22 protein-coding genes are annotated in these 24,350 nt (G+C 71.7%); 18 read left to right on the top strand and 4 right to left on the bottom strand.

Going from position 1 to position 24,350, the window contains the following annotated elements:
• Positions 1-176 precede the first annotated feature (176 nt).
• The 6 genes from ftsZ to AC3WRM_RS03275 all read left to right on the top strand — a co-directional run bounded on the left by ftsZ (position 177) and on the right by AC3WRM_RS03275 (position 4,614).
• On the top strand, positions 177-1,352 hold the full coding sequence (gene ftsZ / locus AC3WRM_RS03300) for a cell division protein FtsZ (protein WP_492247151.1): 1,176 nt from the start codon (positions 177-179) through the stop codon (positions 1,350-1,352).
• 35 nt (positions 1,353-1,387) lie between these two features.
• Entirely contained in the window at positions 1,388-2,104 is a 717-nt protein-coding gene (locus AC3WRM_RS03295; RefSeq protein ID WP_492247152.1) for a purine nucleoside phosphorylase YfiH/LACC1 family protein, read from the top strand.
• Complete coding sequence (locus tag AC3WRM_RS03290; protein WP_492247153.1) at positions 2,101-2,814, top strand: YggS family pyridoxal phosphate-dependent enzyme; 714 nt, start codon at positions 2,101-2,103, stop codon at positions 2,812-2,814. The genes AC3WRM_RS03295 and AC3WRM_RS03290 overlap by 4 nt, the downstream gene beginning before the upstream one ends.
• Positions 2,815-2,887: 73 nt before the next feature.
• Positions 2,888-3,382, top strand: coding sequence for a cell division protein SepF (locus AC3WRM_RS03285; RefSeq protein WP_492247154.1), 495 nt, complete (start codon positions 2,888-2,890; stop codon positions 3,380-3,382).
• Positions 3,382-3,684 carry a YggT family protein gene (locus tag AC3WRM_RS03280; protein WP_067858255.1) on the top strand — a complete coding sequence of 101 codons (303 nt, stop codon included), beginning with the start codon at positions 3,382-3,384 and terminating at the stop codon, positions 3,682-3,684. Before AC3WRM_RS03285 ends, AC3WRM_RS03280 begins: the two co-directional genes overlap by 1 nt.
• 111 nt (positions 3,685-3,795) lie before the next feature.
• The gene (locus AC3WRM_RS03275; protein ID WP_492247155.1) at positions 3,796-4,614 is read left to right on the top strand and encodes a DivIVA domain-containing protein; all 819 of its coding nucleotides are present in this window, start codon (positions 3,796-3,798) and stop codon (positions 4,612-4,614) included.
• A 206-nt stretch (positions 4,615-4,820) separates the two neighbouring features.
• Here the strand turns inward: AC3WRM_RS03275 and ileS are convergent, their stop codons facing one another.
• On the bottom strand, positions 4,821-8,087 hold the full coding sequence (ileS, locus tag AC3WRM_RS03270; protein WP_492247156.1) for an isoleucine--tRNA ligase: 3,267 nt from the start codon (positions 8,085-8,087) through the stop codon (positions 4,821-4,823).
• 286 nt (positions 8,088-8,373) lie between these two features.
• Between ileS and AC3WRM_RS03265 the strand changes: the two genes are divergently transcribed.
• The 3 genes from AC3WRM_RS03265 to AC3WRM_RS03255 are packed head-to-tail and all read left to right on the top strand — an operon-like array spanning position 8,374 to position 10,303.
• Complete coding sequence (locus AC3WRM_RS03265; RefSeq protein ID WP_492247157.1) at positions 8,374-8,775, top strand: TraR/DksA family transcriptional regulator; 402 nt, start codon at positions 8,374-8,376, stop codon at positions 8,773-8,775.
• Between the two features lie 35 nt (positions 8,776-8,810).
• Positions 8,811-9,365, top strand: coding sequence for a signal peptidase II (gene lspA, locus AC3WRM_RS03260; RefSeq protein WP_492247158.1), 555 nt, complete (start codon positions 8,811-8,813; stop codon positions 9,363-9,365).
• Positions 9,362-10,303 carry an RluA family pseudouridine synthase gene (locus AC3WRM_RS03255; RefSeq protein WP_492247159.1) on the top strand — a complete coding sequence of 314 codons (942 nt, stop codon included), beginning with the start codon at positions 9,362-9,364 and terminating at the stop codon, positions 10,301-10,303. Before lspA ends, AC3WRM_RS03255 begins: the two co-directional genes overlap by 4 nt.
• A 100-nt stretch (positions 10,304-10,403) precedes the next feature.
• On the opposite strand, the gene AC3WRM_RS03250 is transcribed toward AC3WRM_RS03255, so the two are convergent.
• Positions 10,404-11,372, bottom strand: a complete 969-nt coding sequence (locus AC3WRM_RS03250) for a putative endonuclease domain-containing protein (RefSeq protein ID WP_492247160.1) — start codon at positions 11,370-11,372, stop codon at positions 10,404-10,406.
• Between the two features lie 169 nt (positions 11,373-11,541).
• Here AC3WRM_RS03250 and AC3WRM_RS03245 point away from each other — a divergent pair, with 169 nt between their 5' ends.
• From AC3WRM_RS03245 to AC3WRM_RS03225, 5 genes are all read left to right on the top strand, one after another.
• Positions 11,542-12,768, top strand: coding sequence for a pyridoxal phosphate-dependent aminotransferase (locus tag AC3WRM_RS03245; protein WP_492247161.1), 1,227 nt, complete (start codon positions 11,542-11,544; stop codon positions 12,766-12,768).
• Between the two features lie 112 nt (positions 12,769-12,880).
• The gene (locus tag AC3WRM_RS03240) at positions 12,881-13,861 is read left to right on the top strand and encodes an ATP-binding cassette domain-containing protein (RefSeq protein ID WP_492247162.1); all 981 of its coding nucleotides are present in this window, start codon (positions 12,881-12,883) and stop codon (positions 13,859-13,861) included.
• On the top strand, positions 13,858-14,661 hold the full coding sequence (locus AC3WRM_RS03235) for an ABC transporter permease (RefSeq protein WP_492247163.1): 804 nt from the start codon (positions 13,858-13,860) through the stop codon (positions 14,659-14,661). Before AC3WRM_RS03240 ends, AC3WRM_RS03235 begins: the two co-directional genes overlap by 4 nt.
• 127 nt (positions 14,662-14,788) lie before the next feature.
• A complete protein-coding gene (dnaE, locus tag AC3WRM_RS03230; protein WP_492247164.1) occupies positions 14,789-18,343 on the top strand; it encodes a DNA polymerase III subunit alpha in 3,555 nt (1,184 codons plus the stop codon).
• Positions 18,344-18,354: 11 nt separating this feature from the next.
• Positions 18,355-18,867 carry a hypothetical protein gene (locus AC3WRM_RS03225; protein WP_492247165.1) on the top strand — a complete coding sequence of 171 codons (513 nt, stop codon included), beginning with the start codon at positions 18,355-18,357 and terminating at the stop codon, positions 18,865-18,867.
• On the opposite strand, the gene ybaK is transcribed toward AC3WRM_RS03225, so the two are convergent.
• Complete coding sequence (gene ybaK / locus AC3WRM_RS03220) at positions 18,833-19,324, bottom strand: Cys-tRNA(Pro) deacylase (protein ID WP_370200178.1); 492 nt, start codon at positions 19,322-19,324, stop codon at positions 18,833-18,835. The genes AC3WRM_RS03225 and ybaK overlap by 35 nt on opposite strands.
• Positions 19,299-20,516 carry a benzoate/H(+) symporter BenE family transporter gene (locus AC3WRM_RS03215; protein ID WP_492247166.1) on the bottom strand — a complete coding sequence of 406 codons (1,218 nt, stop codon included), beginning with the start codon at positions 20,514-20,516 and terminating at the stop codon, positions 19,299-19,301. Before AC3WRM_RS03215 ends, ybaK begins: the two co-directional genes overlap by 26 nt.
• 43 nt (positions 20,517-20,559) lie before the next feature.
• On the opposite strand from AC3WRM_RS03215, the gene hisD reads away from it, so the two are divergent.
• Genes hisD through hisH form a run of 4 tightly spaced genes read left to right on the top strand, consistent with a single transcriptional unit; the run spans position 20,560 to position 24,246 of the window.
• A complete protein-coding gene (gene hisD, locus AC3WRM_RS03210; protein WP_370200182.1) occupies positions 20,560-21,873 on the top strand; it encodes a histidinol dehydrogenase in 1,314 nt (437 codons plus the stop codon).
• Positions 21,870-22,997 (top strand): histidinol-phosphate transaminase, encoded by a 1,128-nt coding sequence (locus AC3WRM_RS03205; RefSeq protein ID WP_492247167.1) that lies wholly within the window; start codon positions 21,870-21,872, stop codon positions 22,995-22,997. The genes hisD and AC3WRM_RS03205 overlap by 4 nt, the downstream gene beginning before the upstream one ends.
• Positions 22,994-23,596: an imidazoleglycerol-phosphate dehydratase HisB gene (gene hisB / locus AC3WRM_RS03200; protein ID WP_370186332.1), complete on the top strand. Its 603-nt coding sequence runs from the start codon at positions 22,994-22,996 to the stop codon at positions 23,594-23,596. The genes AC3WRM_RS03205 and hisB overlap by 4 nt, the downstream gene beginning before the upstream one ends.
• On the top strand, positions 23,596-24,246 hold the full coding sequence (gene hisH, locus AC3WRM_RS03195; protein WP_492247168.1) for an imidazole glycerol phosphate synthase subunit HisH: 651 nt from the start codon (positions 23,596-23,598) through the stop codon (positions 24,244-24,246). The genes hisB and hisH overlap by 1 nt, the downstream gene beginning before the upstream one ends.
• Positions 24,247-24,350: the final 104 nt, after the last annotated feature.

The raw sequence follows: 24,350 nt of genomic DNA, 5'->3' as shown, positions 1-24,350 counted from the left end.
GGCGAGCGACGAGCGTGAGCCAGGAGCGGCGTGACGCGCGGCGTGTCGTCCGCGGCGGCGTCCGCGCGCCGCGTAGCGTGATCCTCGGACAGCAGGTTGACATAACTATAACCCTGACGTTCACGTTCAGACTTGAGGGAGACCCCCTCCAGCCCTCCTCCTGAAAGGCATCGCACATGGCGGTCCAGAACTACCTCGCCGTGATCAAGGTCGTCGGCATCGGCGGCGGCGGCGTCAATGCCGTGAACAGGATGATCGAGGTCGGCCTCAAGGGCGTCGAGTTCATCGCCATCAACACCGACGCACAGGCGCTGCTCATGAGCGACGCCGACGTCAAGCTCGACGTCGGCCGCGACTCGACGCGCGGCCTCGGCGCCGGGGCCAACCCGGAGATCGGCAAGCGCGCCGCAGAGGACCACGCCGAGGAGATCGAGCAGGCCATCAAGGGCGCCGACATGGTCTTCGTCACCGCCGGCGAGGGCGGCGGCACCGGCACCGGCGGCGCACCCGTCGTCGCGCGCATCGCGCGGTCGCTCGGCGCCCTGACCATCGGCGTCGTGACCCGTCCGTTCACGTTCGAGGGTCGCAACCGCTCCGGCCAGGCCGACGCGGGCATCCAGGCGCTGCGCGAGGAGGTCGACACCCTCATCGTCATCCCGAACGACCGCCTGCTGTCGATCAGCGACCCGAACGTCAGCCTCCTCGACTCCTTCCGCCAGGCCGACCAGGTGCTGCACCAGGGCGTCTCGGGCATCACCGACCTCATCACGACCCCCGGCCTGATCAACCTCGACTTCGCCGACGTCAAGTCCGTCATGTCCGACGCCGGGTCCGCCCTCATGGGCATCGGCTCGGCCCGGGGCGAGCAGCGTGCGGCCGTGGCCGCCGAGATGGCCGTCTCCAGCCCGCTCCTCGAGGCGTCCATCGAGGGCGCGCGCGGTGTCCTGCTGTCGATCGCAGGTGGCTCCGACCTCGGCCTGTTCGAGATCAACGAGGCCGCGGGTCTCGTCGCCGACGCGGTCCACCCCGAGGCCAACATCATCTTCGGTGCCGTCATCGACGACGCCCTGGGTGACGAGGTGCGGGTGACGGTCATCGCGGCAGGCTTCGACGGCGGCGAGCCCAAGGCGCGCGACGCCTCGCAGCCTGCGCTGCTCAAGGAGCAGGCGGCACAGGAGCCGGCCACGCCGAGCACGCCGCCGCCGACCGCCGAGACCTACTCGGGGCAGAAGTACTCCTCGTCGACGCAGGCCGACCCGCTGCCCTCGGGCGACCCGCGCTCGGTCCCCACGCGCGAGCCGCGCGAGGTGCCCTACGGCGACGACCTCGACATCCCCGACTTCCTGCGCTGAGCCCGGCGTCACCCGCCCGCGCTACCGTCGACGACGTGTTCTTCCACCAGGACCTCGGCTGGGCGCAGGTCGGCTTCACGGACGCCACCACCGACCTCGGCCGCACCGACGCGGTCGAGTCGGTACAGGCACGACGTCGGGCCGCGCTGTCGGTGGCCGGAGGACCCGATGCAGGGACCGACGACCGGCTGGACGTCGTGTCGATGCACCAGGTCCACGGACCCGAGGCGGTGCTCGTCGGCCGTGGCACGCCGACCCCCACCGCCGACGCGCTCGTGACCCGGACGCCCGAGGTCGCGCTCGTGGTGCGGGTCGCCGACTGCACGCCCGTGCTGCTCGCCAGCGAGGACGGAGCCGTCGCCGCCGCGGTGCACGCCGGCCGGGAGGGGCTGGTGCGCGGCATCGTGCCCCGAGCGGTCGAGCGTGTCGTGGCCGACGGGCCGACCGCGCCGCTGCACGCCTGGGTCGGACCGCGGGCGTGCGGTCGCTGCTACGAGCTGCCGGCCGACCTGGCCGACGCGGTCGCCGCCGCCGTCCCGGGCACCCGGTCGACGACCTCCTGGGGCACCCCGGCGGTCGACGTCGGTGCCGGGGTGGTCGCGCAGCTGGAGGCGCTCGGCGTCACCGTCCACGACGTCGGCGCCGGGGCCTGCACGATCGAGGACGACCGGTTCTGGTCGCACCGTCGCCAGAGGGAGCGGGCAGGTCGCATGGGCGGCGTCGTCGTCCTGGCCGCAGGGGGTGACCGGTGAGCCGCCGCGACGAGCTCGCCGCCCACCTCGCCGAGGTGCGGGCCCGGGTCGAGCAGGCCTGCGCAGCCGCCGGCCGCGAGGTCGAGGACGTCACCACCATCGTCGTCACCAAGACCTACCCCGCCTCTGACGTCGCCACGCTCGCCGGGCTGGGGGTCACCGACGTGGGGGAGAACCGCCACCCGGAGGCCGGCGACAAGGCCGCCGAGCTGCCGTCGCTGCTGGCCGACGGCGTCGCCGCACCGCGTCTGCACTTCGTCGGCGGTCTGCAGACCAACAAGGCGGGCGCCGTGGCGCGCTACGCCGACGTCGTCCAGAGCGTCGACCGCGCGAAGCTCGCCCGGTCGCTGTCCCGGGGCGCCGAGGCGGCCGACCGCGACCTCGTGCTGCTCGTGCAGGTCGACTTCGACCTGCAGGACCCCGGACGCTCCGGTGCCGCCCCCGCCGACGTGCCCGCCCTCGCCGACCTCGTGGCCGACCTGCCCCGGGTGCGTCTCGGCGGCCTCATGACGGTCGCCCCGCTCGGCGTCGCGCCCCGGCCCGTCTTCGAGCGTCTGCGCGAGCTGTCCGAGCAGGTCCGCGCGCAGCACCCCGACGCCCGTGTCGTCTCGGCCGGGATGAGCGGCGACTTCGAGGACGCGGTCGCCGCGGGCGCGACACACCTGCGGATCGGGCGCGCGGTGCTCGGCGAGCGGCCTCCGCTCCGGTAATCTCACCAGTGTCGTTCACCGACACCTTCTTCTTCCTCCGAGCCCCCGCTCACCCGCACCCGACGGAGACATCATGGCTGGCGCAATGCGAAAAGTAGGCGAGTACCTCGGCCTCGTCGAGCAGGCTGACTTCGACGAGTACGACGACGAGCCCACCGGTCCGGTGCCGGCCGTCCGTCGCGAGGAGGAGCGGGCACCCGCGGTGCGCGCCCCCGAGCGTCGGGCGCAGGTCGCGTCGATCGACGACCACCGTCGCACGCCCCGCGCCGTCGAGCCGGCGCCGTCGATGCTCGCCCGCATCGAGACCGTCACGCCGCGCACCTACAACGACGCGCGCACGGTCGGCGAGCACTACCGCTCCGGCGTGCCGGTCATCATGAACCTCTCCGAGATCGACGACGACGACGCCAAGCGCCTGGTCGACTTCGCGGCCGGTCTCGTGTTCGCGGTGCGCGGCACGATCAACCGGGTCACGTCCAAGGTGTTCCTGCTCTCGCCGGAGAACATCGAGGTGACCGACGAGGACAAGCAGCGCATCGCCGCGGGCGGTTTCTACAACAACGTCTGATGGCGCTCTCCACCATCGGGCAGGTCCTCAGCTTCGTCCTGCTCGTCTGCATCCTCGTGCTCATCGCACGGCTCATCCTCGACTGGGTCCAGCTCCTGGCGCGGTCCTGGCGACCGACCGGGTTCGTCGCCGTGCTGTGCGAGGGCATCTACACCGTCACCGACCCGCCGCTGCGCGCCGTGCGTCGCGTGATCCCTCCGGTCCGCCTCGGCTCGGCCATGCTCGACCTCTCGCCGATGGTGCTCCTGATCGGGATCTACATCCTCCAGGCGATCGTGAACAACACGCTCGTCGGTCGGTGAACAGCACACGGCGTCCGTGGACGGGACGCGTGTGGCAGCAGTGAACGGTGACCGAGTACGGTGGGTCAGAACCACAGTCTTCGAGACGAAACCACGACACGAGGTGAACTCATGCCCCTGACGCCAGAGGACGTGCGCAACAAGCGCTTCACTCCGGTACGTCTCCGCGAGGGTTACGACATGGGCGAGGTGGACCAGTTCCTCGACGAGGTCGAGGCCGAGCTGGAGCGACTCACCGTCGAGAACGAGGAGCTGCGCGCCAAGGTCGCCGCGGCCTCGACCGGCGAGCCCACCGGTCTGATCCCTGCCGTCAAGGCGGAGCCCGCGCCGACGCCGACCCCCGAGCCGGAGCCCGAGCCCGAGCCGGAGCCCGAGCCGGTCGTCGAGAAGGCGCCCGAGCCCGCTCCCGCCCCGGCCCCCGCGCCGGTCGTGGCCGCCACGCCCGAGCCCGTCACCACCCGCGCGAGCAGCATCGGCGAGGCGTCGACCGCCGCCGCGCGCCTGCTCGAGATCGCGTCCACCAACGCCGACCAGCTCATGGAGCAGGCGAAGGAGGAGGCCGACCGCATCGTCGGCGAGGCCCGCACCAAGGCCGAGCGTCTGACCAACGAGTCGCGCGGCAAGGCCGACCGCCTCGAGACCGACGCCCGCATCCGCGCGCAGAAGCTCGACGAGGAGACCAACGAGCGTCGCCAGCAGGCCGTCGCCGCCATCGAGCGGGAGCGCTACGAGCTCCAGCGCGAGGTCGAGCACCTGCGGGCCTACGAGCGCGAGTACCGGGCCCGGCTCAAGAACTACTTCCAGAGCCAGCTCGACCAGCTCGCCGCGAACGAGAACACGCCGGCTGCCGCCAACCAGGGCCAGAACGACGGGTCGCCCCGCCGCCTGCGCTCCCTGCTCGGCGACGAGGACAGCAACGCCTCGCTCTGAGACCAGCACGACGAAGGCCCCCACCGTCACGGTGGGGGCCTTCGTCGTCTCGGACGAGAGATTCCCAGGTCGACCTGGGAACCTCCGCGGAGCACGGGAAGCTCAGCCAAGCGCGGAGAGCAAGCCGTGCTTGGCGGAGATTCCCGTGCCTGGTGGGGAGATTCCCAGGTCGACCTGGGAATCTCCCCACCTCGCTGCCAGGGGCGTCAGGCCCGGGCCACGGCGACGCGGCCGGTGGCGCCGGTGACGTCGATGCTCGTGCCCTCGGCCAGGTCGCCCAGGTGCACCGCGGTCGCGAGCGTCTCGCCCGCCACGAGCGCCTCGTGGGCACGGACCGCGTCGAGGACGGCCGGGTCGCCGTCGACGTGCAGGACGATCCGGTCCGAGACCGACAGGCCGGCGTCACGGCGGGCCTGCTGCACGCCGCGGACGACGTCGCGCGCCAGCCCCTCGGCCTCCAGCTCGGGGGTGACCGTCGTGTCCAGCGCGACGAAGCCGCCGCGCGGGAGCACCGCGATCTCCGTCCCACCGGACCCGCCCGCCACCTGCTCCAAGGTGAACTCGCCGTCCTGCAACGCGATGCCGCCGGCGGTCACCGTGCCGTCGTCGGCCACCGACCAGTCACCCGACTTGGACCCCTTGATCGCCTGCTGCACGTCCTTGCCGAGTCGCGGACCGGCGACGCGCGCGTGGACGGTGAGCCGCGACGTCAGCCCGTGCGCGGCGGCCTCCTCGGAGTCGGCCGCGACGAAGCGCACCTCGCGCACGTTCAGCTCGCGGGCGACCACGTCCTCGAAGCCCGACAGTCCCGCGGGGTCGGGCACCGCGACCTCGAGCAGCGGCAGCGGCAGCCGCACGCGCAGCGCCGCGGCCTTGCGCAGCGCCGAGCCCGCGGAGCAGACCTCGCGCACCTGGTCCATCGCGTCGACGAGGGCGTCGTCGACGACGAACGCGTCGGCGTCGGGCCAGTCGGTCAGGTGCACCGAGCGCCCACCCGTGAGGCCGCGCCAGATCTCCTCGCTGACCAGCGGCAGCAGCGGCGCCACGACCCGGCACACCGTCTCGAGCACCGTGTAGAGCGTGTCGAACGGCGCACGCTGCTCGTCGGTGAGCTCGCCCTCGGCGTCGGACAGCCAGAACCGCTCGCGCGAGCGCCGGATGTACCAGTTCGTCAGCACGTCGAGGAACTCGCGCGTCGACTCGCACGCCTCCGCGATCGCGTAGTCGTCGAGGTACGCCGTCATCTCGCGCACCCAGCGGCCCAGCTTCGCGACCACGTAGCGGTCGAGCGGGTCCGCCGGAGCCGCGTCCAGCGGGCGGGCGTCGTACCCGGCCGCGTTCGCGTACAGCCCGAGGAACGACCAGCTGTTCCACAGCGGGATCATCACCTGGCGCACGCTGTCGCGGATGCCCTGCTCGGTGACGACCAGGTTGCCGCCCCGCAGGATCGGCGACGCCATGAGGAACCAGCGCATCGCGTCGGCGCCGTCGCGGTCGAAGACCTCCGAGACGTCGGGGTAGTTGCGCAGCGACTTGCTCATCTTGTTGCCGTCGGAGCCGAGGACGATGCCGTGGCTGACGCACGCCTCGAACGCCGGGCGGTCGAACAGCGCCGTCGCGAGCACGTGCAGCGTGTAGAACCAGCCACGCGTCTGCCCGATGTACTCGACGATGAAGTCGGCCGGGAAGTGCCCCTCGAACCACTCGCCGTTCTCGAACGGGTAGTGGTTCTGCGCGAACGACATCGAGCCGGAGTCGAACCAGACGTCGAGCACGTCGGGCACCCGGCGCATCATCGACCGGCCGGTCGGGTCGTCGGGGTTCGGACGCACCAGGTCGTCGACGTACGGACGGTGCAGGTCGGGCACGCCGTCCTTGAGGGGCAGCGTCCCGAAGTCGCGCTCGATCTCCTCGAACGAGCCGTACACGTCGATCCGCGGGTAGGCCGGGTCGTCGCTCTTCCACACCGGCACGGGGGAGCCCCAGAACCGGTTGCGGGTGATCGACCAGTCGCGGGCGTTCTCCAGCCACTTGCCGAACTGGCCGTCGCGGATGTGGTCGGGCACCCAGCGGATCTGCTGGTTCAGCTCGACCATGCGGTCCTTGAAGGCCGTCACGCGGACGAACCAGGACTCCACGCCCTTGTAGATCAGCGGCTGGCGGCAGCGCCAGCAGTGCGGGTACGAGTGGTCGTAGGTCTCGCGACGCAGCAGCAGCGTGCCCGACGTGACCGCGCCCGTGCCGTTCTTGAGGTCGTCGATCACGTGCGGGTTCGCGTCGAAGACCTGCATGCCGGCGTAGTGGCTGACCGGCTCCGTGAACCGGCCGTCCTTCGCCACCGGCATGACCGGCGCGATGCCCTCGCGGTCGGTGACCTCCTTGTCGACCTCGCCGAACGCGCCGGCGCTGTGCACCAGCCCCGTGCCGTCGGTGGTCGTGACGGCCTCGTCGGCCGCGACCACCCGGAACGCGTTCGCGTGGTCGGCGTAGTAGGAGAACGGCGGCGCGTAGACCAGGCCGACCAGGTCGGCGCCCGTGCCCCGCCAGACGACGGTCGGCTCCTCGCCGAGCTCGCGGGCGTACGCGCCGAGGCGCGCCTCGGCCAGGACGAGGCGCGCGGTGTCGCCCGCCGCCCGCGGCCCGGCACCTCCGCCGGGCTCGTGCTCGACTGCGACGTAGTCGATGTCGGTGCCGACCATCACGGCCAGGTTGCTCGGGAGCGTCCAGGGCGTGGTGGTCCAGATCATCAGCCGCGCGCCCCGCAGCTCGCCCGGCGTCGTGATCTCGAAGCCGACCGTGACTGCCGGGTCCTGACGGTTCTGGTAGACGTCGTCGTCCATCCGCAGCTCGTGGTTCGACAGCGGCGTCTCGTCGTTCCAGCAGTACGGCAGCACCCGGAAGTCCTCGTACACGAGGCCCTTCTCGTGCAGCTGCTTGAACGCCCAGATCACCGACTCCATGTACTCCGGGTTCAGCGTCCGGTAGTCGTGCTCGAAGTCGACCCAGCGGGCCTGGCGCGTCACGTACGCCTCCCACTCGCCCGTGTACTTCAGCACCGACGCGCGGCACGCCTCGTTGAACCGGTCGATGCCCATCTCGACGATCTCGTCGGTCGTCTTGATGCCGTTGAGGCGCATCGCCTCGAGCTCGGCCGGGAGGCCGTGGGTGTCCCAGCCGAACCGACGCTCGACCTTGCGGCCGCGCATCGTCTGGTAGCGGGGCACGAGGTCCTTCACGTAGCCCGTCAGCAGGTGCCCGTAGTGGGGCAGGCCGTTGGCGAACGGGGGACCGTCGTAGAACACGAACTCGTTCGAGCCGTCCTCGCCGGCGTCGCGCGCGTCGACGCTCGCGCGGAAGGTGCCGTCCTGCTTCCAGTACGCCAGGACGCGCTCCTCGATGTCGGGGAAGCGTGGCGTGGAGGGGACGTCGCCGGCGGGCTGGTCGAGGCCCGTCTGCGCCTTGGGGTACGTCATGCGGCTGCTCCTGGAGGGATCGTTCTCTGCCTCGAGGACGACCCTGGTGAGGACCGCGGTACCACCTCGGTTGCCGCCGCCGGACCTGCCGACCGCGACCACTCGTCGAACGGCTGTGACGGGCCACCCGTCCGGTTCTACTGAGGCCTCCGAGGAGGCCGGTTCTTCCGGAAGCTCGCCGCTGATGACGGCTCGGACGCTGCTGGGGCCAGCGTACTCCGCCCGCCGGCCCGACCGCGCCGTGGGCGAGGTTGTGTCGCTAGGGGCCCGGGTCTACTGTTCCCGCATGACCGAGACCACGCTGGCCGTGCGGGGCGACGAGGATCCCTGGACCTCCGACGAGACCGCGGCCGTCCGCGCCGAGCTGGAGGACGACCTCGTCCGGCTCCGCAAGGAGCTCGACCTCTCCGCCAAGGAGCTGCAGGACCTGTTGCGCGACGGCGTCGACGGCGCCGGCAACGACCAGGCCGACGTCGGCTCCACGAGCCTCGAGCGGGACGCGGAGATGTCGCTCGCCGCGAACCAGCGCGTGCTCCTCCTGCAGACCGAGAAGGCGCTCGAGCGGCTCGGCAAGGGCACCTACGGGGTCTGCGAGACGTGCGGCGAGCCCATCGGGAAGCTGCGCCTGCAGGCGTTCCCGCGCGCCACCCTCTGCAAGTCGTGCAAGCAGCGCGAGGAGCGTCGCTGACCCTGCGCGTGGGCCCCCGTGGGACGATGGCGGCGATGCCTGAATCCTCCGAAGCGGCCTCCGGGCCCGCGCCCCGTCGTCGGGTCGTGCCGCTGTTCCTCGCCGTCGTCGCCGTCGCCTGGGCCCTCGACCAGCTCACCAAGGTGCTCGCCGTCGACCGCCTCGCCGACCGCGCCGAGCCGATCCGGCTCGTCCCCGGCGTGCTCGAGCTGACGTTCCTGCGCAACCCCGGCGCGGCGTTCGGCATGGGCGCCTCCATGACGGTGCTGCTCAGCCTGGTCGCCGTCGCGGTCTGCGTGGCGGTCGTGCGGCTGGCGGCCCGGCTGCGCGACCGGGTCTGGACCGTCGCGCTGGTGCTGCTGCTCGCCGGTGCGCTCGGCAACCTCACCGACCGCGTCTTCCGCGAGCCCGGACCCTTCCGCGGCCACGTCGTCGACTTCATCGACTACGGGGGCTTCTTCGTCGGCAACGTCGCCGACATCTACCTGACCGTGGCGGCCGTCCTCGTCGTCATCCGCACCTGGCAGGGCGTCGGCATCGACGGCACCCGCGCCGAGGCGGACGAGTCCGGCGCGAAGGACCCCGCATGAGTGCCGAGGTCGGCCAGGAGCACCGCGTGATCTCCGTGCCCGAGGGTCTCGCCGGCGAGCGCGTCGACTCCGCCCTCGCACGCCTGCTGGGACTGTCGCGCACCCGCGCGAGCGAGCTGGTCGCCGAGGGCCACGTGCTGCTCGACGGCCAGGTGCCGCAGAAGTCCGAGCGCGTCGAGCCCGGTGCGCTGCTCGAGGCCACCATCCCCGCCCCCCGCGTCGCGACCGTCGTCGCCGAGCAGGTCGAGGGCATGAGCATCGTCTACCAGGACGACGACATCGTCGTCGTCGACAAGCCCGTCGGCGTCGCGGCCCACCCCAGCGTCGGGTGGGAGGGGCCGACCGTCGTGGGCCACCTGGCCGGTGCGGGCGTCCGCATCTCCACGTCGGGCGCGCCCGAGCGGCAGGGCATCGTGCAGCGGCTCGACGTCGGCACGAGCGGTCTCATGACGATCGCGAAGTCCGAGCGCGCGTACAGCGTCCTCAAGCAGGCGTTCCGCGACCGCACGGTCGAGAAGACGTACCACGCGCTCGTGCAGGGACACCCCGACCCGCACACCGGCACGATCGACGCGCCCATCGCCCGGCACCCGAAGCACGACTTCAAGTTCACGGTGCGCGCCGACGGCCGGCCCAGCGTCACGCACTACGACACGCTCGAGGCGCACCGCTTCGCGTCGCTGCTGACGATCAAGCTCGAGACGGGCCGCACGCACCAGATCCGTGTGCACATGAGCGCGCTGCACCACCCCTGCGTCGGCGACCTGCAGTACGGCGCCGACCCGACGCTCGCGGCCCGGGTCGGGCTCGACCGGCAGTGGCTGCACGCCGTCCACCTCGGCTTCGACCACCCGACGACGGGCGAGCGCGTCGACTTCGAGAGCCCCTACCCGGCCGACCTCGCCCGCGCCCTCGACGCCGTCCGCGACGCCCACTAAGCCCCACCCCACCCACCCCCCCGTCGCCCCCACCCCGCTGAGTGTGACGTTTGCGGGGTAGTTGAGCCCTTCGTAGCCCGCAAACGTCACACTCAGCGGGTCAGAGCCAGGGTCGAGCACCGGGCCAGGTGGACCACCACGGGGGAGGGTCGAGCGTCCAGCGACGTCGAGACGTCCTGGTCGCGTCGAGCTGCGCTCGGACGATGCGTGCGCTCAGCGCCCACCGGTCGCGATGGTCGAGGGCCGTGGCCCGCACCACCACGCACCCGGCGCGCTCGAAGGACTCCTCCCGGCGGTTGTCGAGCGTGTGCTGCTCGATCTCGCGGTGCCCAGCCCCGTCGGTCTCGATGACGAGCCCGGTGCCCGGCTCGACGAGGTCGGCGACCCCGAGCAGTGCACCGTCCAGGTCGAAGAGCGGCGCGTTCACGCGCAGGCCGGTCAGCCCCGCGTCGAGCTGCGCGACCAGTCGGGTGCGGGTCTCGGCGGGGCTGGCGGAGCGCTCCGACGCGAGGAGCAGGGCCTTGCGGACCTGCACGACTCCGCGGACCTTGACGTGACGGGCCTCGACCCGCCGCACGGCGTCCAGCGTGGTGCGGGGCAGGCGGTGGGTGCTGCTGACCGCCATGTCGAGCGCGACCACGGCGGCGCGCAGGTCCGGTGCCGTCCTGGCCTCGTCGAAGACGGCTCGAGCGAGGGTCGTGGTGTCGATGCGCTCCCCGACGTCGACCGTCGTGAGCTCCTCGGGCAGGACCCGTCCACGGAACGGCTCGATCCCGTCGCGACGGCGCAGCTGGGTGCCGGGCGAGCAGTGGACCAGCGCAGGTCGCACCCCGTCGCCGGCCCACCCGTCGAACCAGTCGTTGCCCTGGAGGAACAACGAGGCCCAGCCGCCGAGGGCGGTGCCGGGAAGGAGGAGCCCGACGGCGTCGTCGACCCGTTGGACGTGCGCGGGAGCATCGAGACCGGTCGGTCGCAGCAGGCCGTGGGCCCGGCGTTCCATCGTCGGCCCCCGGGCCACGTCGGGGGTGAGGCCCGCCCGGAGGTGGTGCGCGGTGCGACGTGCGTGCATGGCATCACCGTCGCGTCGACGGGGCGGGCGGTCATCCGCCCGTCCACACCCCGCTGAGCGTGACGTTTGCGGGCCGATCTTCCGGATCTCGGCCCGCAAACGTCACACTCAGCGGGGAGGGGGCGTCACACTCAGCGGGGAGGGGAGGGGCGTCTGGGAGGATGACGCCATGCCCAGCCAGCGTGTTCGCCAGTCCGAGAAGCTGAGGGACGTCCTCTACGACATCCGCGGACCCGTGAGCGCCCGCGCCGCCGCCCTGGAGGCCGAGGGGCACCGGATCCTCAAGCTCAACATCGGCAACCCGCAGCCGTTCGGGTTCGACGCGCCGGCGGAGATCCTGCAGGACGTCATCGCCGCCCTGCCCGACTCCGCGGGCTACTCCGACTCGCGCGGCATCCAGTCGGCCCGCCGCGCGGTCGTGCACCACTACCAGCTCGTCGACGGCTTCCCGGCGCTCGACGTCGACGACGTGTGGATCGGCAACGGCGTCTCCGAGCTCATCCAGATGGCCCTGCAGGCGTTGCTCGACAACGGCGACGAGGTGCTCATCCCGATCCCGGACTACCCGCTGTGGACGGCCGTGACGAACCTCGCCGGCGGGACGCCCGTGCACTACCGGTGCGACGAGCAGAACGAGTGGAACCCCGACCTCGAGGACCTCGAGTCCAAGATCACCGAGCGCACCAAGGTCATCGTCGTCATCAACCCGAACAACCCGACGGGTGCGGTCTACTCGCGGGAGACGCTCGCCGGCATCGCCGACCTCGCGCGCCGGCACGGGCTCGTCCTCATGGCCGACGAGATCTACGACAAGATCCTCTACGACGACGCCGAGCACGTCTCCCTCGCGACGCTCGCACCGGACGTCCTCACCCTGACCTTCAACGGCCTGTCCAAGGCGTACCGCGTGTGCGGCTACCGGGCGGCGTGGCTCGTGGTCACCGGCCCGCTGGAGGGCGCGCGCGACTACCTCGAGGGCATCACGTTGCTCGCCTCGATGCGCCTGTGCCCCAACGTCCCGGCCCAGAACGCCATCCAGGTGGCGCTCGGCGGGTACCAGAGCATCAAGGACCTCGTGCTCCCCGGCGGCCGTCTCGTCGAGCAGCGCGACACCGCCGTCAAGGAGCTCAACGCGATCCCCGGCGTGTCCGTCGTCGAGCCCAAGGGCGCCCTCTACGTGTTCCCGCGGCTCGACCCCGAGGTGCACGAGATCCGCGACGACCAGCAGCTCGTGCTCGACCTGCTCCTGAAGGAGAAGATCCTGCTGACGCAGGGCACGGGCTTCAACTGGCCCGACCCCGACCACCTGCGCATCGTCACCCTCCCGTGGGCGCAGGACCTGCGCGACGCGATCCAGCGCCTGGGCAACTTCCTCGCGAGCTACCGCCAGCACTGAGACCGGACGGCGGTCGGATCTCATCCCTTCGGACGATGAGTTCTGTCGGCGCGACAGGGCATGATCGTCGCGAGGTGTTCCACCCCGGAACACCAGGGCGGAGAAGTGGCTGATGGCCGACATGATCCGGGCCACCGGGCTCGTCAAGCGCTACAAGGGGGTCGAGGCCCTCTCCGGTCTCGACCTGTCGGTGCCCGAGGGCACCGTGCTGGGCCTGCTGGGCCCCAACGGGGCGGGGAAGACCACCGCGGTGCGCATCCTCGCGACCCTGCTCAAGGCCGACGGCGGCACCGCGGAGGTCGCGGGCGTCGACGTCGCGCGCGATCCCGAGGGCGTCAAGGCGCGGATCGGCCTCTCCGGCCAGTACGCCGCGGTCGACGAGTACCTCACCGGCTTCGAGAACCTCGACATGATCGGCCGGCTGTACGGCATGGGTCGCACCCAGGCCCGCGACCGCGCGCGCGAGCTGCTCGAGCGCTTCGACCTCGCCGACGCGGGGGACCGGCCCTCCAAGACCTACTCCGGCGGCATGCGACGTCGGCTCGACCTCGCCGGCGCGCTCGTGGCGGCCCCGCCGGTGATCATCCTCGACGAGCCGACCACCGGGCTCGACGTCCGCGCGCGGCAGCAGATGTGGGGCGTCATCCAGGAGCTCGTCCGCTCGGGCGCCACCCTCCTGCTCACCACGCAGTACCTGGAGGAGGCCGACGTGCTCGCCGACGAGATCGTCGTCATCGACTCCGGTCGCGCCATCGCCCGTGGCACCGCCGACGAGCTCAAGGCCCGGACGGGTGGCGAGCGGGTCGAGGTCGTCGTCGCCGACCCCGCCGACCGCGACGCCGCCGCCCGGCTCCTCGCGACCGTCACCACGGGCGAGGTGCAGGTCGACGCGAACGGCCGCGGCCTGTCGGCTCCCGTCACCGACGGCGTCGCGCGGCTCGCCACCGTCCTGCAGGCCCTGCAGGAGCAGCAGCTCGCCGTCGTCGACGTCGGACTGCGCCGCCCGACGCTCGACGACGTCTTCCTCAGCCTGACCGGTCACGCGACCGCGTCGGACGCCGCCACCGACCAGAAGGACGAGGCCACCGCATGAACGCCACCCGGGTCGTGAGCGACGGCTGGGTCGTCGCCAAGCGCAACGTCATCAAGATCAAGCGGGTCCCCGAGATCCTCGTGTTCGTCCTGATCTCGCCGATCATGTTCGTCCTGCTGTTCGCGTTCGTCTTCGGTGGGGCGATCGACGCCGGCGAGGGCCTGAACTACCGCGAGTTCCTCATCGGCGGCATCTTCGCCCAGACCGTCGTGTTCGGCGCGACGTTCACGGGCGCCGGCCTGGCCGAGGACATGCAGAAGGGCATCATCGACCGCTTCCGGTCGCTGCCGATGTCGCCGTCGGCGGTGCTCGTCGGCCGCACGACGTCCGACATCATCTACAACGTCCTGTCGCTCGTCATCATGGCGCTCACCGGCCTGCTCGTCGGCTGGCGGGCGCGCGAGGGCGTCCTCGACATGCTGGCCGGGTTCCTGCTGCTCCTGCTGTTCGCCTACGCGGTCAGCTGGGTCATGGCCTGGGTGGGGCTGATCGTGCCGAGCGTCGAGGTGATCAACAACGCCTCGTTCATCGTCATCATGCCGCTCACCTTCGTGTCGAACGCCTTCGTCCCGACCGACAGCTTCAACTCCTTCCTGCGCCCGTTCGTGGAGTGGAACCCGGTCTCCGCGGTCACCCAGGCGTGCCGCGAGCTGTTCGGCAACGTGCCCGCGGGCCCGGTCGACAGCACGGCGTGGAGCCTGCAGCACCCGGTGCCGTACACGCTGCTCTGGGTGGCGCTGATCCTCGTGGTCTTCGTGCCGCTCTCGATCCGCCGCTACCGGGTCTCCGCCGCGCGCTGAGGCCCGATCCCGACCCGTCCCCGCGTGTGCTGGCGGGACGGGTCGGGACCCTCGCGTAGGCTGGCCTCCTTCCCCTCCACCGCCCCTCGGGGCCGTCCGTCCGCCATGTCTGGAGGCGCATCACCCGATGCCGAGCGACTCGTCCTTCGTGCACCTGCACAACCACACGGAGTACTCGATGCTCGACGGTCACGCACTGCTCGACGGCATGTTCGCGCGCACCGCCGAGCTCGGCATGCCGGCCATCGCGATGACCGACCACGGCAACGTGCACGGCGCCTACGACTTCTGGTCCAAGGCCCGCAAGCACGGCGTCAAGCCGATCATCGGCATCGAGGCCTACCTGACGCCCGGCACGCACCGCAGCGAGCGGCGCAAGGTCAAGTGGGGCCGTGGTCTCACGGGCGACGAGGAGGAGGGCGGCAAGGACGTCGCCGGTGGCGGCGCCTACACGCACATGACGATGCTGGCCTCCACGACGGAGGGCATGCACAACCTCTTCCGGCTGTCGTCGCGCTCGAGCCTCGAGGGCTACTACTACAAGCCCCGCGCCGACCGCGAGCTGCTCGCCGAGTACAGCTCCGGGCTGATCGCCACCACGGGCTGCCCGTCGGGCGAGGTCCAGACCCGGCTGCGGCTCGGGCAGTACGACGAGGCCGTCCAGGCGGCGTCGGACTTCCAGGACATCTTCGGCAAGGGGAACTTCTTCCTCGAGCTGATGGACCACGGCATCCCGATCGAGCGTGAGGTCCGCGACGACCTGCTGCGCCTGGGCAAGCAGCTCGGGCTGCCCCCGGTGGCCACCAACGACTGCCACTACACGCACCCCGAGGACGCCGACGCGCACGACGCGCTCATCTGCGTCGCGTCGGGCAAGTCGATCGCCGACCCGAAGCGGCTCAAGTTCGACGGCGGCGGCTACTACGTGAAGTCCGCGGCCGAGATGCGCGAGCTGTGGGAGGACCGCTACGGCATGAAGGAGGCGTGCGACAACACGCTGCTCATCGCCGAGCGCTGCGACGTCGAGTTCTCCGAGAACACCGGCGGCTACATGGCACGGGCCGACGTCCCCGAGGGCGAGACCGAGGAGAGCTGGTTCGTCAAGGAGGTGTGGCGCGGGATCGAGTCGCGCTACCCGGGCGACGCGCTCACGCAGGAGGTGCGCGACCGGGTCGAGATGGAGCTCGAGGTCATCAAGACCAAGGGCTACTGCGGCTACTACCTCGTGGTCGCCGACTTCATCAACTGGTCGAAGGACAACGGCATCCGGGTCGGCCCGGGTCGTGGCTCCGGCGCGGGCTCGATCGCCGCGTACGCGCTGCGCATCACCGACCTGTGCCCCCTCACCCACGGCCTGATCTTCGAGCGCTTCCTCAACCCCGAGCGTCCGTCGATGCCCGACTTCGACATCGACTTCGACGAGCGTCGGCGTGCGGAGGTCATCCGCTACGTCAGCGAGAAGTACGGCAACGACCGCGTCGCCTACATCGCCACCTTCGGACGGCTGAAGTCCAAGGCCGCCATCAAGGACGCCAACCGCGTCCTCGACTACCCGTTCAGCATGGGCGAGCGGATCAGCAAGGCACTCCCGGCCGACATCATGGGCAAGGGCGTGCCGCTCAAGCAGCTGTTCGACCCGGGCCACAAGCGCTTCAACGACGGCAAGGAGTTCCGCGAGCTCCACGAGAGCGACGCCGAGGTCCGCAAGATCTACGAGACGGCGCTCGGCCTCGAGGGCCAGATCCGCAACTGGGGCGTGCACGCGGCCGGCGTCATCATGAGCAGCGAGCCGCTCGTCGACATCGTGCCGATCATGCGGCGCGAGCAGGACGGCGCGATCATCACCCAGTTCGACTACCCGATGTGCGAGTCGCTCGGGCTGGTCAAGATGGACTTCCTGGGTCTGCGCAACCTGACCGTCCTCGACGACGCCCTGCTCAACATCAAGGCCAACCGGGGCGAGGAGGTCGTCCTGGAGGACCTCACCTTCGACGACCCGGCCACGTACGACCTGCTGTCGCGTGGTGACACGCTCGGCGTGTTCCAGCTCGACGGCGGCCCGATGCGGGCCCTGCTGCGCAGCATGCGTCCGGACAAGTTCGAGGACATCTCGGCCGTGGGCGCGCTGTACCGCCCCGGTCCGATGGGCGCGGACTCGCACAACAAGTACGCACGGCGCAAGAACGGCCGCGAGGCGATCGAGCCGATCCACCCCGAGCTGGAGGAGCCGCTCAAGGACGTCCTGGGGGAGACGTACGGCCTGATCGTCTACCAGGAGCAGGTGATGGAGATCGCCCAGGTCCTGGCCGGGTTCAGCCTCGGACAGGCCGACAACCTGCGTCGCGCGATGGGCAAGAAGAAGAAGGAGGAGCTCGACAAGCAGTACGCGGGCTTCCAGGCCGGCATGCTCGAGCGCGGCTACTCCCAGGCGGCCATCACCGCGCTATGGGAGATCCTGCTCCCGTTCTCCGACTACGCCTTCAACAAGGCGCACTCCGCCGCGTACGGGGTCATCTCCTACTGGACCGCCTACCTCAAGGCCAACTACCCGGCCGAGTACATGGCGGCGCTGCTCACGAGCACCCGTGGCGACAAGGACAAGTCGGCCATCTACCTCGCGGAGTGCCGCCGGCTCGGCATCCAGGTGCTGCCACCGGACGTCAACGACTCCGTCTCGAACTTCGCCTCGGTGGGCGAGGACATCCGCTTCGGCCTCAGCGCCGTGCGCAACGTCGGCGAGAACGTCGTGGCCGGCATCGTCGCGGGCCGGGAGGAGAACGGGCCGTACAAGGACTTCACCGACTTCCTCGACAAGGTGCCCACGCACGTCTGCAACAAGCGGGTCCTCGACTCCCTCATCAAGGCGGGCGCCTTCGACTCGCTCGGCCACCGTCGTCGCGCGTTGACGACGATCGCCGAGGACGCGGTCGACCAGTACATCGACCTCAAGCGCAACGCCGCGATCGGCCAGGACTCGCTGTTCGGCGGGATGGACGACGCGTTCACCGGCGTCACCGTCAGCGTGCCGGACATGCCGGAGTGGGAGAAGACGCAGCTCCTGGCGTTCGAGCGCGACATGCTCGGCCTCTACGTCTCCGACCACCCGCTCATGGGGCTGGAGCACGTGCTGAAGGCCAGCAGCGACTGCTCGATCGGCGACCTCATCGCCGACGCCGAGCGTCCCGACGGCACGACCGTGCGGGTGTGCGGGCTCATCACCGCCGTCCAGCGCCGGCTCAGCAAGAAGGGCGACACCTGGGCGCTCGTGACGGTCGAGGACCTCGACGGCAGCATCGACGTGATGGTCTTCCCCGGCGCGTACAACCTCGCGGCGCCCGTGCTCGTGCCCGACACCGTCGTGGTCGTCAAGGGACGCCTGCGCCGCAAGGACGACAGCGTCGAGCTCAACGCGCTCGAGGTGACCATGCCGGCCATGGGCTCGGGCGGGCAGGCCGACGCCCCGGTCGTCGTCACGCTGCCGGTCGCGCGGTGCACGAGCGACACCATCGGCACGTTCAAGCAGGTGCTGGGCAGCCACCCCGGCATGACCGAGGTGCACCTGCGTCTCGTCGGCACCGGCACCACGAAGGTCATGCGTCTCGACGACAGCCTGCGGGTCAAGCCGTCCTCGTCGCTCATCGCCGACCTCAAGGAGCTCCTGGGGCCGCATTGCCTGGGATGAAGGGATCAGGAATGAGGCGCACGGTCGCGCAGGTGGTCGCCCTGGTGGTGGTCCTGCTCGTGCTCGCCGCGGGCGCCGCGGTGCTGTGGGTCGCCCTTGCGTCGCCGCCGCAGTGGCAGGTCACGCAGCAGGGCGTCGTGCTCACCGAGGAGGCCTCGGGTGCCCAGGTCGGTGTCGAGCTGTTGTTCGTCGCCCTCGGAGCGGCCGTGGCGGTCCTCTGGGGTCTCGTCGCCGGCTTCGTCCTGCGCCGTCTCGGCTGGGTCGTCGTGCCGCTGACCGTCGCCGCCACGCTGGCCGCGTCGGTGCTCACCTGGCGCCTCGGTGTGCTGCTCGGTCCCGACGGGCCCGAGGCGGTCCGGTCGCCGCAGCTCGGCGACAGCATCTCGGCCCGCCTGGCCGTGGATTCGCCGGCGTCCTTCGTGGTGTGGGCGATCGCGGGGCTGGTCGGCGTCTTCGTCGTCACCTGGGCGGCCGGACGACGCCCCGACGTCAGCGAGCGATCGGCCCCGGCACTCCACCCGTGAGCCGCAGCAGGTCGGCGGGGGAGAGCTCGATCTCGAGTCCGCGCCGCCCACCCGACACGTGCAGCGTGTCCCACAGCTCCGCGGTCTCGTCGACGACCGTGCGGTGCGTGCGCTTCTGGCCGAGCGGCGAGATGCCGCCGACGACGTAGCCGGTGGCCCGCTCGGCCCGCGCCGGGTCGGCCATCGCGGCCCGCTTGCCGCCGAGCGCCGACGCGAACGCCTTGAGGTCGAGCTGGAGGGTCACGGGCACCACCGCGACGCAGAGCTCACCGTCGACGTCGGCGAGCAGGGTCTTGAAGATGCGGTCGGGCTCGACGCCCAGCGCCTCGGCCGCCTCCCAGCCGTACGACGTCGAGCGAGGGTCGTGGACGTAGCGGTGCACCTGGTGCTCGACCCCGGCGCGCAGCACGGCAGCGAGCGCCGGCGTCGCCTCAGCGTCGGACGTCTTCCGCGCCATCGGCGGCCTCCTCCTGCTCCGTGGGCGGTGCGGTGCGACGTTCCAGCGTCGCCCGCACCACGAGACCGACGACGAGGGCCCAGAACGCCGCCCCGACGCCGAACAGCTGCAGACCCGACGCGGCGACGAGGAACGTGACGGTGGCGCTCGTGCGTCCGGTGTCGGTGGCGAGCGCCGCGACCATCGATGCGGCGAACGTCGAGAGCAGCGCCAGGCCGGCGACCGTCTCGACGATGCCGGCCGGCGCGGCCTCGGTGACCGCGACCAGTGCACCGGAGGTGAGGGCGAGGAGCAGGGCGACGAGACCCGCCGTGAACGCCGCCACCCAGCGCCGCTCGCGTGGCCCTGCGCTGTCGCCCGCCGCGAGCGCGGCCGAGATCGCGGCCAGGTTGATGGCGTGACCGCCGAACACGGCCGCCGTCGACGTCCCCGCCCCGGTCGTGACCATCGACGCGCGCCACGGCACCGTGAAGCCGAAGCTGCGCATCACGGCGACGCCCGGCACGTTCTGCGAGGCCAGGGTGACGACGGTCAGTGGCACGGCGATGCCGACCACTGCCGCGACGGTGAGCGTCGGGGTCGTGAGCTCGAGGCGCGGGAGGAGGTGCCCGGTGGGCACCGAGGTGCCCGTCGTGGCCAGGGAGACGCCGATGACGACGAAGGCGGCGAGCAGCGCCAGCGGGACCGCCCAGCGGGGCGCCCAGCGCGTGGCGAGCAGCCAGACCAGCACGACGGGACCGACCGCGGCGGGCGCGTCCGCGAGGGCGGTGAACGGCGCCAGGCACAGCTGCAGCAGCACGCCCGCCAGCATCGCCTGCGCCAGCGGCACCGGGATCGCGGCTGCCAGCCGGCCGAGCCAAGGGACGAGCCCGGTGAGGGCGAGCAGCACGCCGGTCAGCACGAATGCGCCGACGGCGGCGGGCCAGCCACCCTCGACCGGTCCCGTGCTCACCAGCAGCGCCGCGCCCGGCGTCGACCACGCCAGCGTGACCGGCAGGCGGGTCCACAGCGCGAGTCCCGACATGAGCAGACCGAACGCGACCGTGAGCGCCAGGAGCCCGCTGGCCGCCTCGTCGGGCGAGGCGCCGACGGCGCGCAGACCCGCGAGCACGACCGCGAACGACGACGTGAACCCGACCACCGCGGTGACCACGCCGGCCACGATCGGCTGCTGCAGGTCGCGGGACGTCACGGGGCCTGATCCTAGGCGCAGGCGCAGTCCCTAGAATCAGTGCGTGATCAGACGCCTCGACCTCCGCACCGACCCGACCGCCGAGCTGCCCCGCGCGCAGCAGGACGTCGAGCACGCGCTGCACGTGGTCGGGCCGCTGTGCGACGACGTCCGGGCGCGCGGCGAGGAGGCCGTGCTCGAGTACGGCGAGCGCTTCGACGGCGTCCGTCCCGCGTCGCTGCGCGTCGCGCCGGAGTACCTCGAGAAGGCGCTGGCCGACCTCGACCCCGCGATCCGCGCCGGTCTGGAGGAGTCGATCGCGCGTCTGCGCACCACCTGCGAGGCCGAGCTCGAGCAGACGGTCGTCACGACCGTCGCCCCGGGCGCCACGGTCGAGCGCCGCATCGTGCCCATGCAGCGCGTGGGTCTCTACGTGCCCGGGGGGCTCGCCCCGCTCGTCAGCACCGTCGTCATGAACACCGTCCCGGCCCAGGTGGCCGGTGTCGGCTCGATCGCCCTCACGTCGCCCCCGCAGGCGGAGTTCGACGGCCTCCCGCACCCCACGATCCTCGCGGCGTGCGCGCTGCTCGGCATCGACGAGGTGTACGCGGCCGGGGGAGCGCAGGCCCTCGCACTGCTCGCCTACGGCAGCGTCACCACCGGCGGCAGCGTGCAGCCCGTCGACCTCGTGACCGGACCGGGCAACATCTACGTGGCCGCTGCCAAGCGCTACCTGCAGGGCACGGTTGCCATCGACTCCGAGGCCGGCCCCACCGAGATCGCCGTCATCGCCGACGACACCGCCGACCCCGCCTTCGTCGCGGCCGACCTCATCAGCCAGTCCGAGCACGACCCGATGGCGGCCAGCGTGCTCGTCACGCCCAGCGACGCGCTCGCCGACGCGGTGACCGCCGAGCTGGAGCGCCAGGTCCCGACCGCCACGCACCAGGCGCGCATCAGCACGTCGCTCGCCGGACCGCAGTCGGCGATCGTGCTGGTCGCCGACCTCGACCAGGCCGTCGACGTCGCCAACGCCTACGCCGCCGAGCACCTCGAGATCCAGACCGCCGACGCCGCGGGCGTCGCGGCACGCATCGTCAACGCCGGCGCGATCTTTGTCGGCGCGTGGACGCCGGTCTCCCTCGGCGACTACGCCGCCGGCTCCAACCACGTGCTGCCCACGGCCGGCTGCGCCTGCCACTCCTCCGGCCTCTCGGTGCGCGCGTTCTGCAAGAACGTGCACGTCGTCACCTACACCGAGGCCGCCCTGCGCGAGGTCGGGCAGCACGTCGAGGTGCTGGCCGCCGCCGAGGACCTGCCGTCCCACGGTGCCGCCGTGAGCGTCAGGACGTCGCGCGACGCGACCGACGCGCGATGAGCGTCCCGGAGCCCGATCGCCGCCCACGGCCCGGCACCCCCGCCGAGTGGCTGCCGATCCGCGACGAGCTGCGCGACGAGGAGCCGTACGGCGCGCCGCAGATCGACGTGCCGGTGCGGCTCAACACCAACGAGAACCCGTACGGACCGAGCGAGACGGCTGCCGCCGACGTCGCCGGGGCCGTGCGCGCCGCTGCGCTCGAGCTCAACCGCTACCCCGACCGCGAGGCCACTGCGTTGCGCGAGGGGCTCGCCGCGTACCTGTCGCGGGACACGCCCGGTGTCGACCTCGACGCGTCGCGCGTGTGGGCCGCGAACGGCTCGAACGAGATCATGCAGCAGGTCCTGCAGGCCTTCGGGGGGCCGGGGCGCACCGCGCTCAGCTTCGCGCCGACCTACTCGATGTACCCCGAGTACGCGCGCAACACCCACACCCGCTGGGTCGCCGGACGTCGGCGTGACGACTTCGGCATCGACGTCGACGCCGCGGTCGCGCTCATCGACGCCGAGCAGCCCGACGTCGTGTTCCTGACGTCGCCGAACAACCCGACGGGCACCGCGCTCGACCCGGCCCACACCCGGGCCGTGCTCGACGCCGCACCCGGCATGGTCGTCGTCGACGAGGCGTACGCCGAGTTCCGGCGCGCGGGCACGCCCAGCGCGCTCGAGCTGCTCGCCGGCCACCGACGGTTGATCGTCACGCGCACCATGAGCAAGGCGTTCGCCCTCGCCGGCGGCCGCCTCGGCTACCTCGCCGCGCACGCCGACGTCGTCGACGCGCTGCGCATCGTCCGGCTGCCGTACCACCTGTCGTCGGTCACGCAGGCCACCGCGCTGGCGGCGCTCCAGCACACCGACGAGCTGCTCGCCAACGTCGACGCGCTGAGGGTCGAGCGCGACCGCACCGCCGACCGGCTGCGCGAGCTGGGCCTCACCGTCGCCGACTCCGACGCCAACTTCGTCCTCTTCGGCACCTTCGAGGACCGGCACGCCACCTGGCAGGCCCTCGTCGACCGTGGCGTGCTCATCCGCGAGACCGGACCCCTAGGATGGCTGCGCGTCTCCATCGGGACGCCGTCCGAGATGGACGCGTTCTTCACGGCACTCCAGGAGGTCATCGCATGAGCAGCAGGACTGCCCGCATCGAGCGGAAGACCTCGGAGTCGCACGTCGTCGTCGAGCTCGACCTCGACGGCACCGGGAAGCACGACATCTCCACGGGCGTCGGCTTCTACGACCACATGCTCACGGCGCTGTCGCGGCACTCGCTCATCGACCTCACGGTCCGCACGGAGGGCGACCTGCACATCGACGCCCACCACACGGTCGAGGACACCGCCATCGGCATCGGCGACGCGCTGCGCGAGGCCCTGGGCGACAAGGCCGGCATCACCCGCTACGGCACCGCGACCGTCCCGCTCGACGAGGCCATCGCCACCTGCACGGTCGACGTGTCCGGTCGGCCCTACTTCGTGCACACCGGCGAGCCCGAGCGGCAGATCACCGTCGTCATCGGCGGTGACTACTCCGGCTCGCTGACCTCGCACGTGTTCGAGTCGATCGCCCACCACGCAGGCCTGACGATGCACATGACGCTCGCTGCCGGCCGCGACCCGCACCACATCGCCGAGTGCCAGTTCAAGGCGCTCGCGCGGGCGCTGCGCGAGGCCGTCGCGATCGACCCTCGGGAGACGGGCATCCCGTCGACCAAGGGGGCGCTGTAGTGCCGACCGCGACGTCGCGGCCCACGGTCGCGGTGCTCGACTACGGCTCCGGCAACCTGCGCTCGGCCGTCCGCGCGGTCGAGCGCGCCGGCGCCGACGTCACGCTGACGGCCGACCCGGCGGTCGCCGAGTCCGCCGACGGCCTGCTCGTGCCGGGCGTCGGTGCGTTCGCTGCGTGCATGGAGGGCCTGCGGGCGGTCGACGGCGAGCGCATCATCGAGCGTCGGCTCATCGCGAACCGTCCCGTGCTCGGCATCTGCGTGGGCATGCAGATCCTCTTCGGCGAGGGCATCGAGCACGGTGTCCGCTCCGTCGGCTGCGGAGAGTGGCCCGGCACGGTCGAGCGGATCCAGGCGCCGATCGTCCCGCACATGGGCTGGGACACGGTCCAGGTGCCCGACGGCTCGAGGATGTTCGCGGGCCTCGAGGACGAGCGGTTCTACTTCGTGCACTCCTACGGCGTGCGCCGCTGGGAGCTCGACGTGCAGGGCACCTCGTTCGCCGCACCGCGGGTGACGTGGACGGAGTACGGCGGCGACCGTTTCGTGGCCGCCGTCGAGAACGGTCCGCTCTGGGCGACGCAGTTCCACCCGGAGAAGTCCAGCGACGCCGGCCGCCGCCTCCTCGAGAACTGGCTCGCCACCTTCTGACCCGCCCCCGCTGGTCGAGGAGCCGCTGTTCCGCCGGTCGAGTGGCAGCTGTTCCGCTGGTCGAGTAGTAGCGACGGCGAGCGCCAGCGAGCTCGTCGGTGCGA

The sequence above is a fragment of the Aeromicrobium sp. EU05-FHT14F07 genome, assembly GCF_058790455.1.
This window is presented reverse-complemented; position numbering and strand designations above follow the sequence as displayed.

Coding starts and splice junctions, on each gene's coding strand:
- AC3WRM_RS03205 (WP_492247167.1), top strand. CDS start 21,870: ATGAGCGTCCCGGAGCCCGATCGCCGCCCACGGCCCGGCACCCCCGCC.
- AC3WRM_RS03245 (WP_492247161.1), top strand. CDS start 11,542: ATGCCCAGCCAGCGTGTTCGCCAGTCCGAGAAGCTGAGGGACGTCCTC.
- dnaE (WP_492247164.1), top strand. CDS start 14,789: ATGCCGAGCGACTCGTCCTTCGTGCACCTGCACAACCACACGGAGTAC.
- AC3WRM_RS03280 (WP_067858255.1), top strand. CDS start 3,382: ATGGCGCTCTCCACCATCGGGCAGGTCCTCAGCTTCGTCCTGCTCGTC.
- AC3WRM_RS03255 (WP_492247159.1), top strand. CDS start 9,362: ATGAGTGCCGAGGTCGGCCAGGAGCACCGCGTGATCTCCGTGCCCGAG.
- ftsZ (WP_492247151.1), top strand. CDS start 177: ATGGCGGTCCAGAACTACCTCGCCGTGATCAAGGTCGTCGGCATCGGC.
- ileS (WP_492247156.1), bottom strand. CDS start 8,087: ATGACGTACCCCAAGGCGCAGACGGGCCTCGACCAGCCCGCCGGCGAC.
- AC3WRM_RS03285 (WP_492247154.1), top strand. CDS start 2,888: ATGGCTGGCGCAATGCGAAAAGTAGGCGAGTACCTCGGCCTCGTCGAG.
- AC3WRM_RS03275 (WP_492247155.1), top strand. CDS start 3,796: ATGCCCCTGACGCCAGAGGACGTGCGCAACAAGCGCTTCACTCCGGTA.
- ybaK (WP_370200178.1), bottom strand. CDS start 19,324: ATGGCGCGGAAGACGTCCGACGCTGAGGCGACGCCGGCGCTCGCTGCC.
- hisB (WP_370186332.1), top strand. CDS start 22,994: ATGAGCAGCAGGACTGCCCGCATCGAGCGGAAGACCTCGGAGTCGCAC.
- AC3WRM_RS03235 (WP_492247163.1), top strand. CDS start 13,858: ATGAACGCCACCCGGGTCGTGAGCGACGGCTGGGTCGTCGCCAAGCGC.
- AC3WRM_RS03240 (WP_492247162.1), top strand. CDS start 12,881: ATGGCCGACATGATCCGGGCCACCGGGCTCGTCAAGCGCTACAAGGGG.
- AC3WRM_RS03250 (WP_492247160.1), bottom strand. CDS start 11,372: ATGCACGCACGTCGCACCGCGCACCACCTCCGGGCGGGCCTCACCCCC.
- AC3WRM_RS03265 (WP_492247157.1), top strand. CDS start 8,374: ATGACCGAGACCACGCTGGCCGTGCGGGGCGACGAGGATCCCTGGACC.
- AC3WRM_RS03225 (WP_492247165.1), top strand. CDS start 18,355: ATGAGGCGCACGGTCGCGCAGGTGGTCGCCCTGGTGGTGGTCCTGCTC.
- lspA (WP_492247158.1), top strand. CDS start 8,811: ATGCCTGAATCCTCCGAAGCGGCCTCCGGGCCCGCGCCCCGTCGTCGG.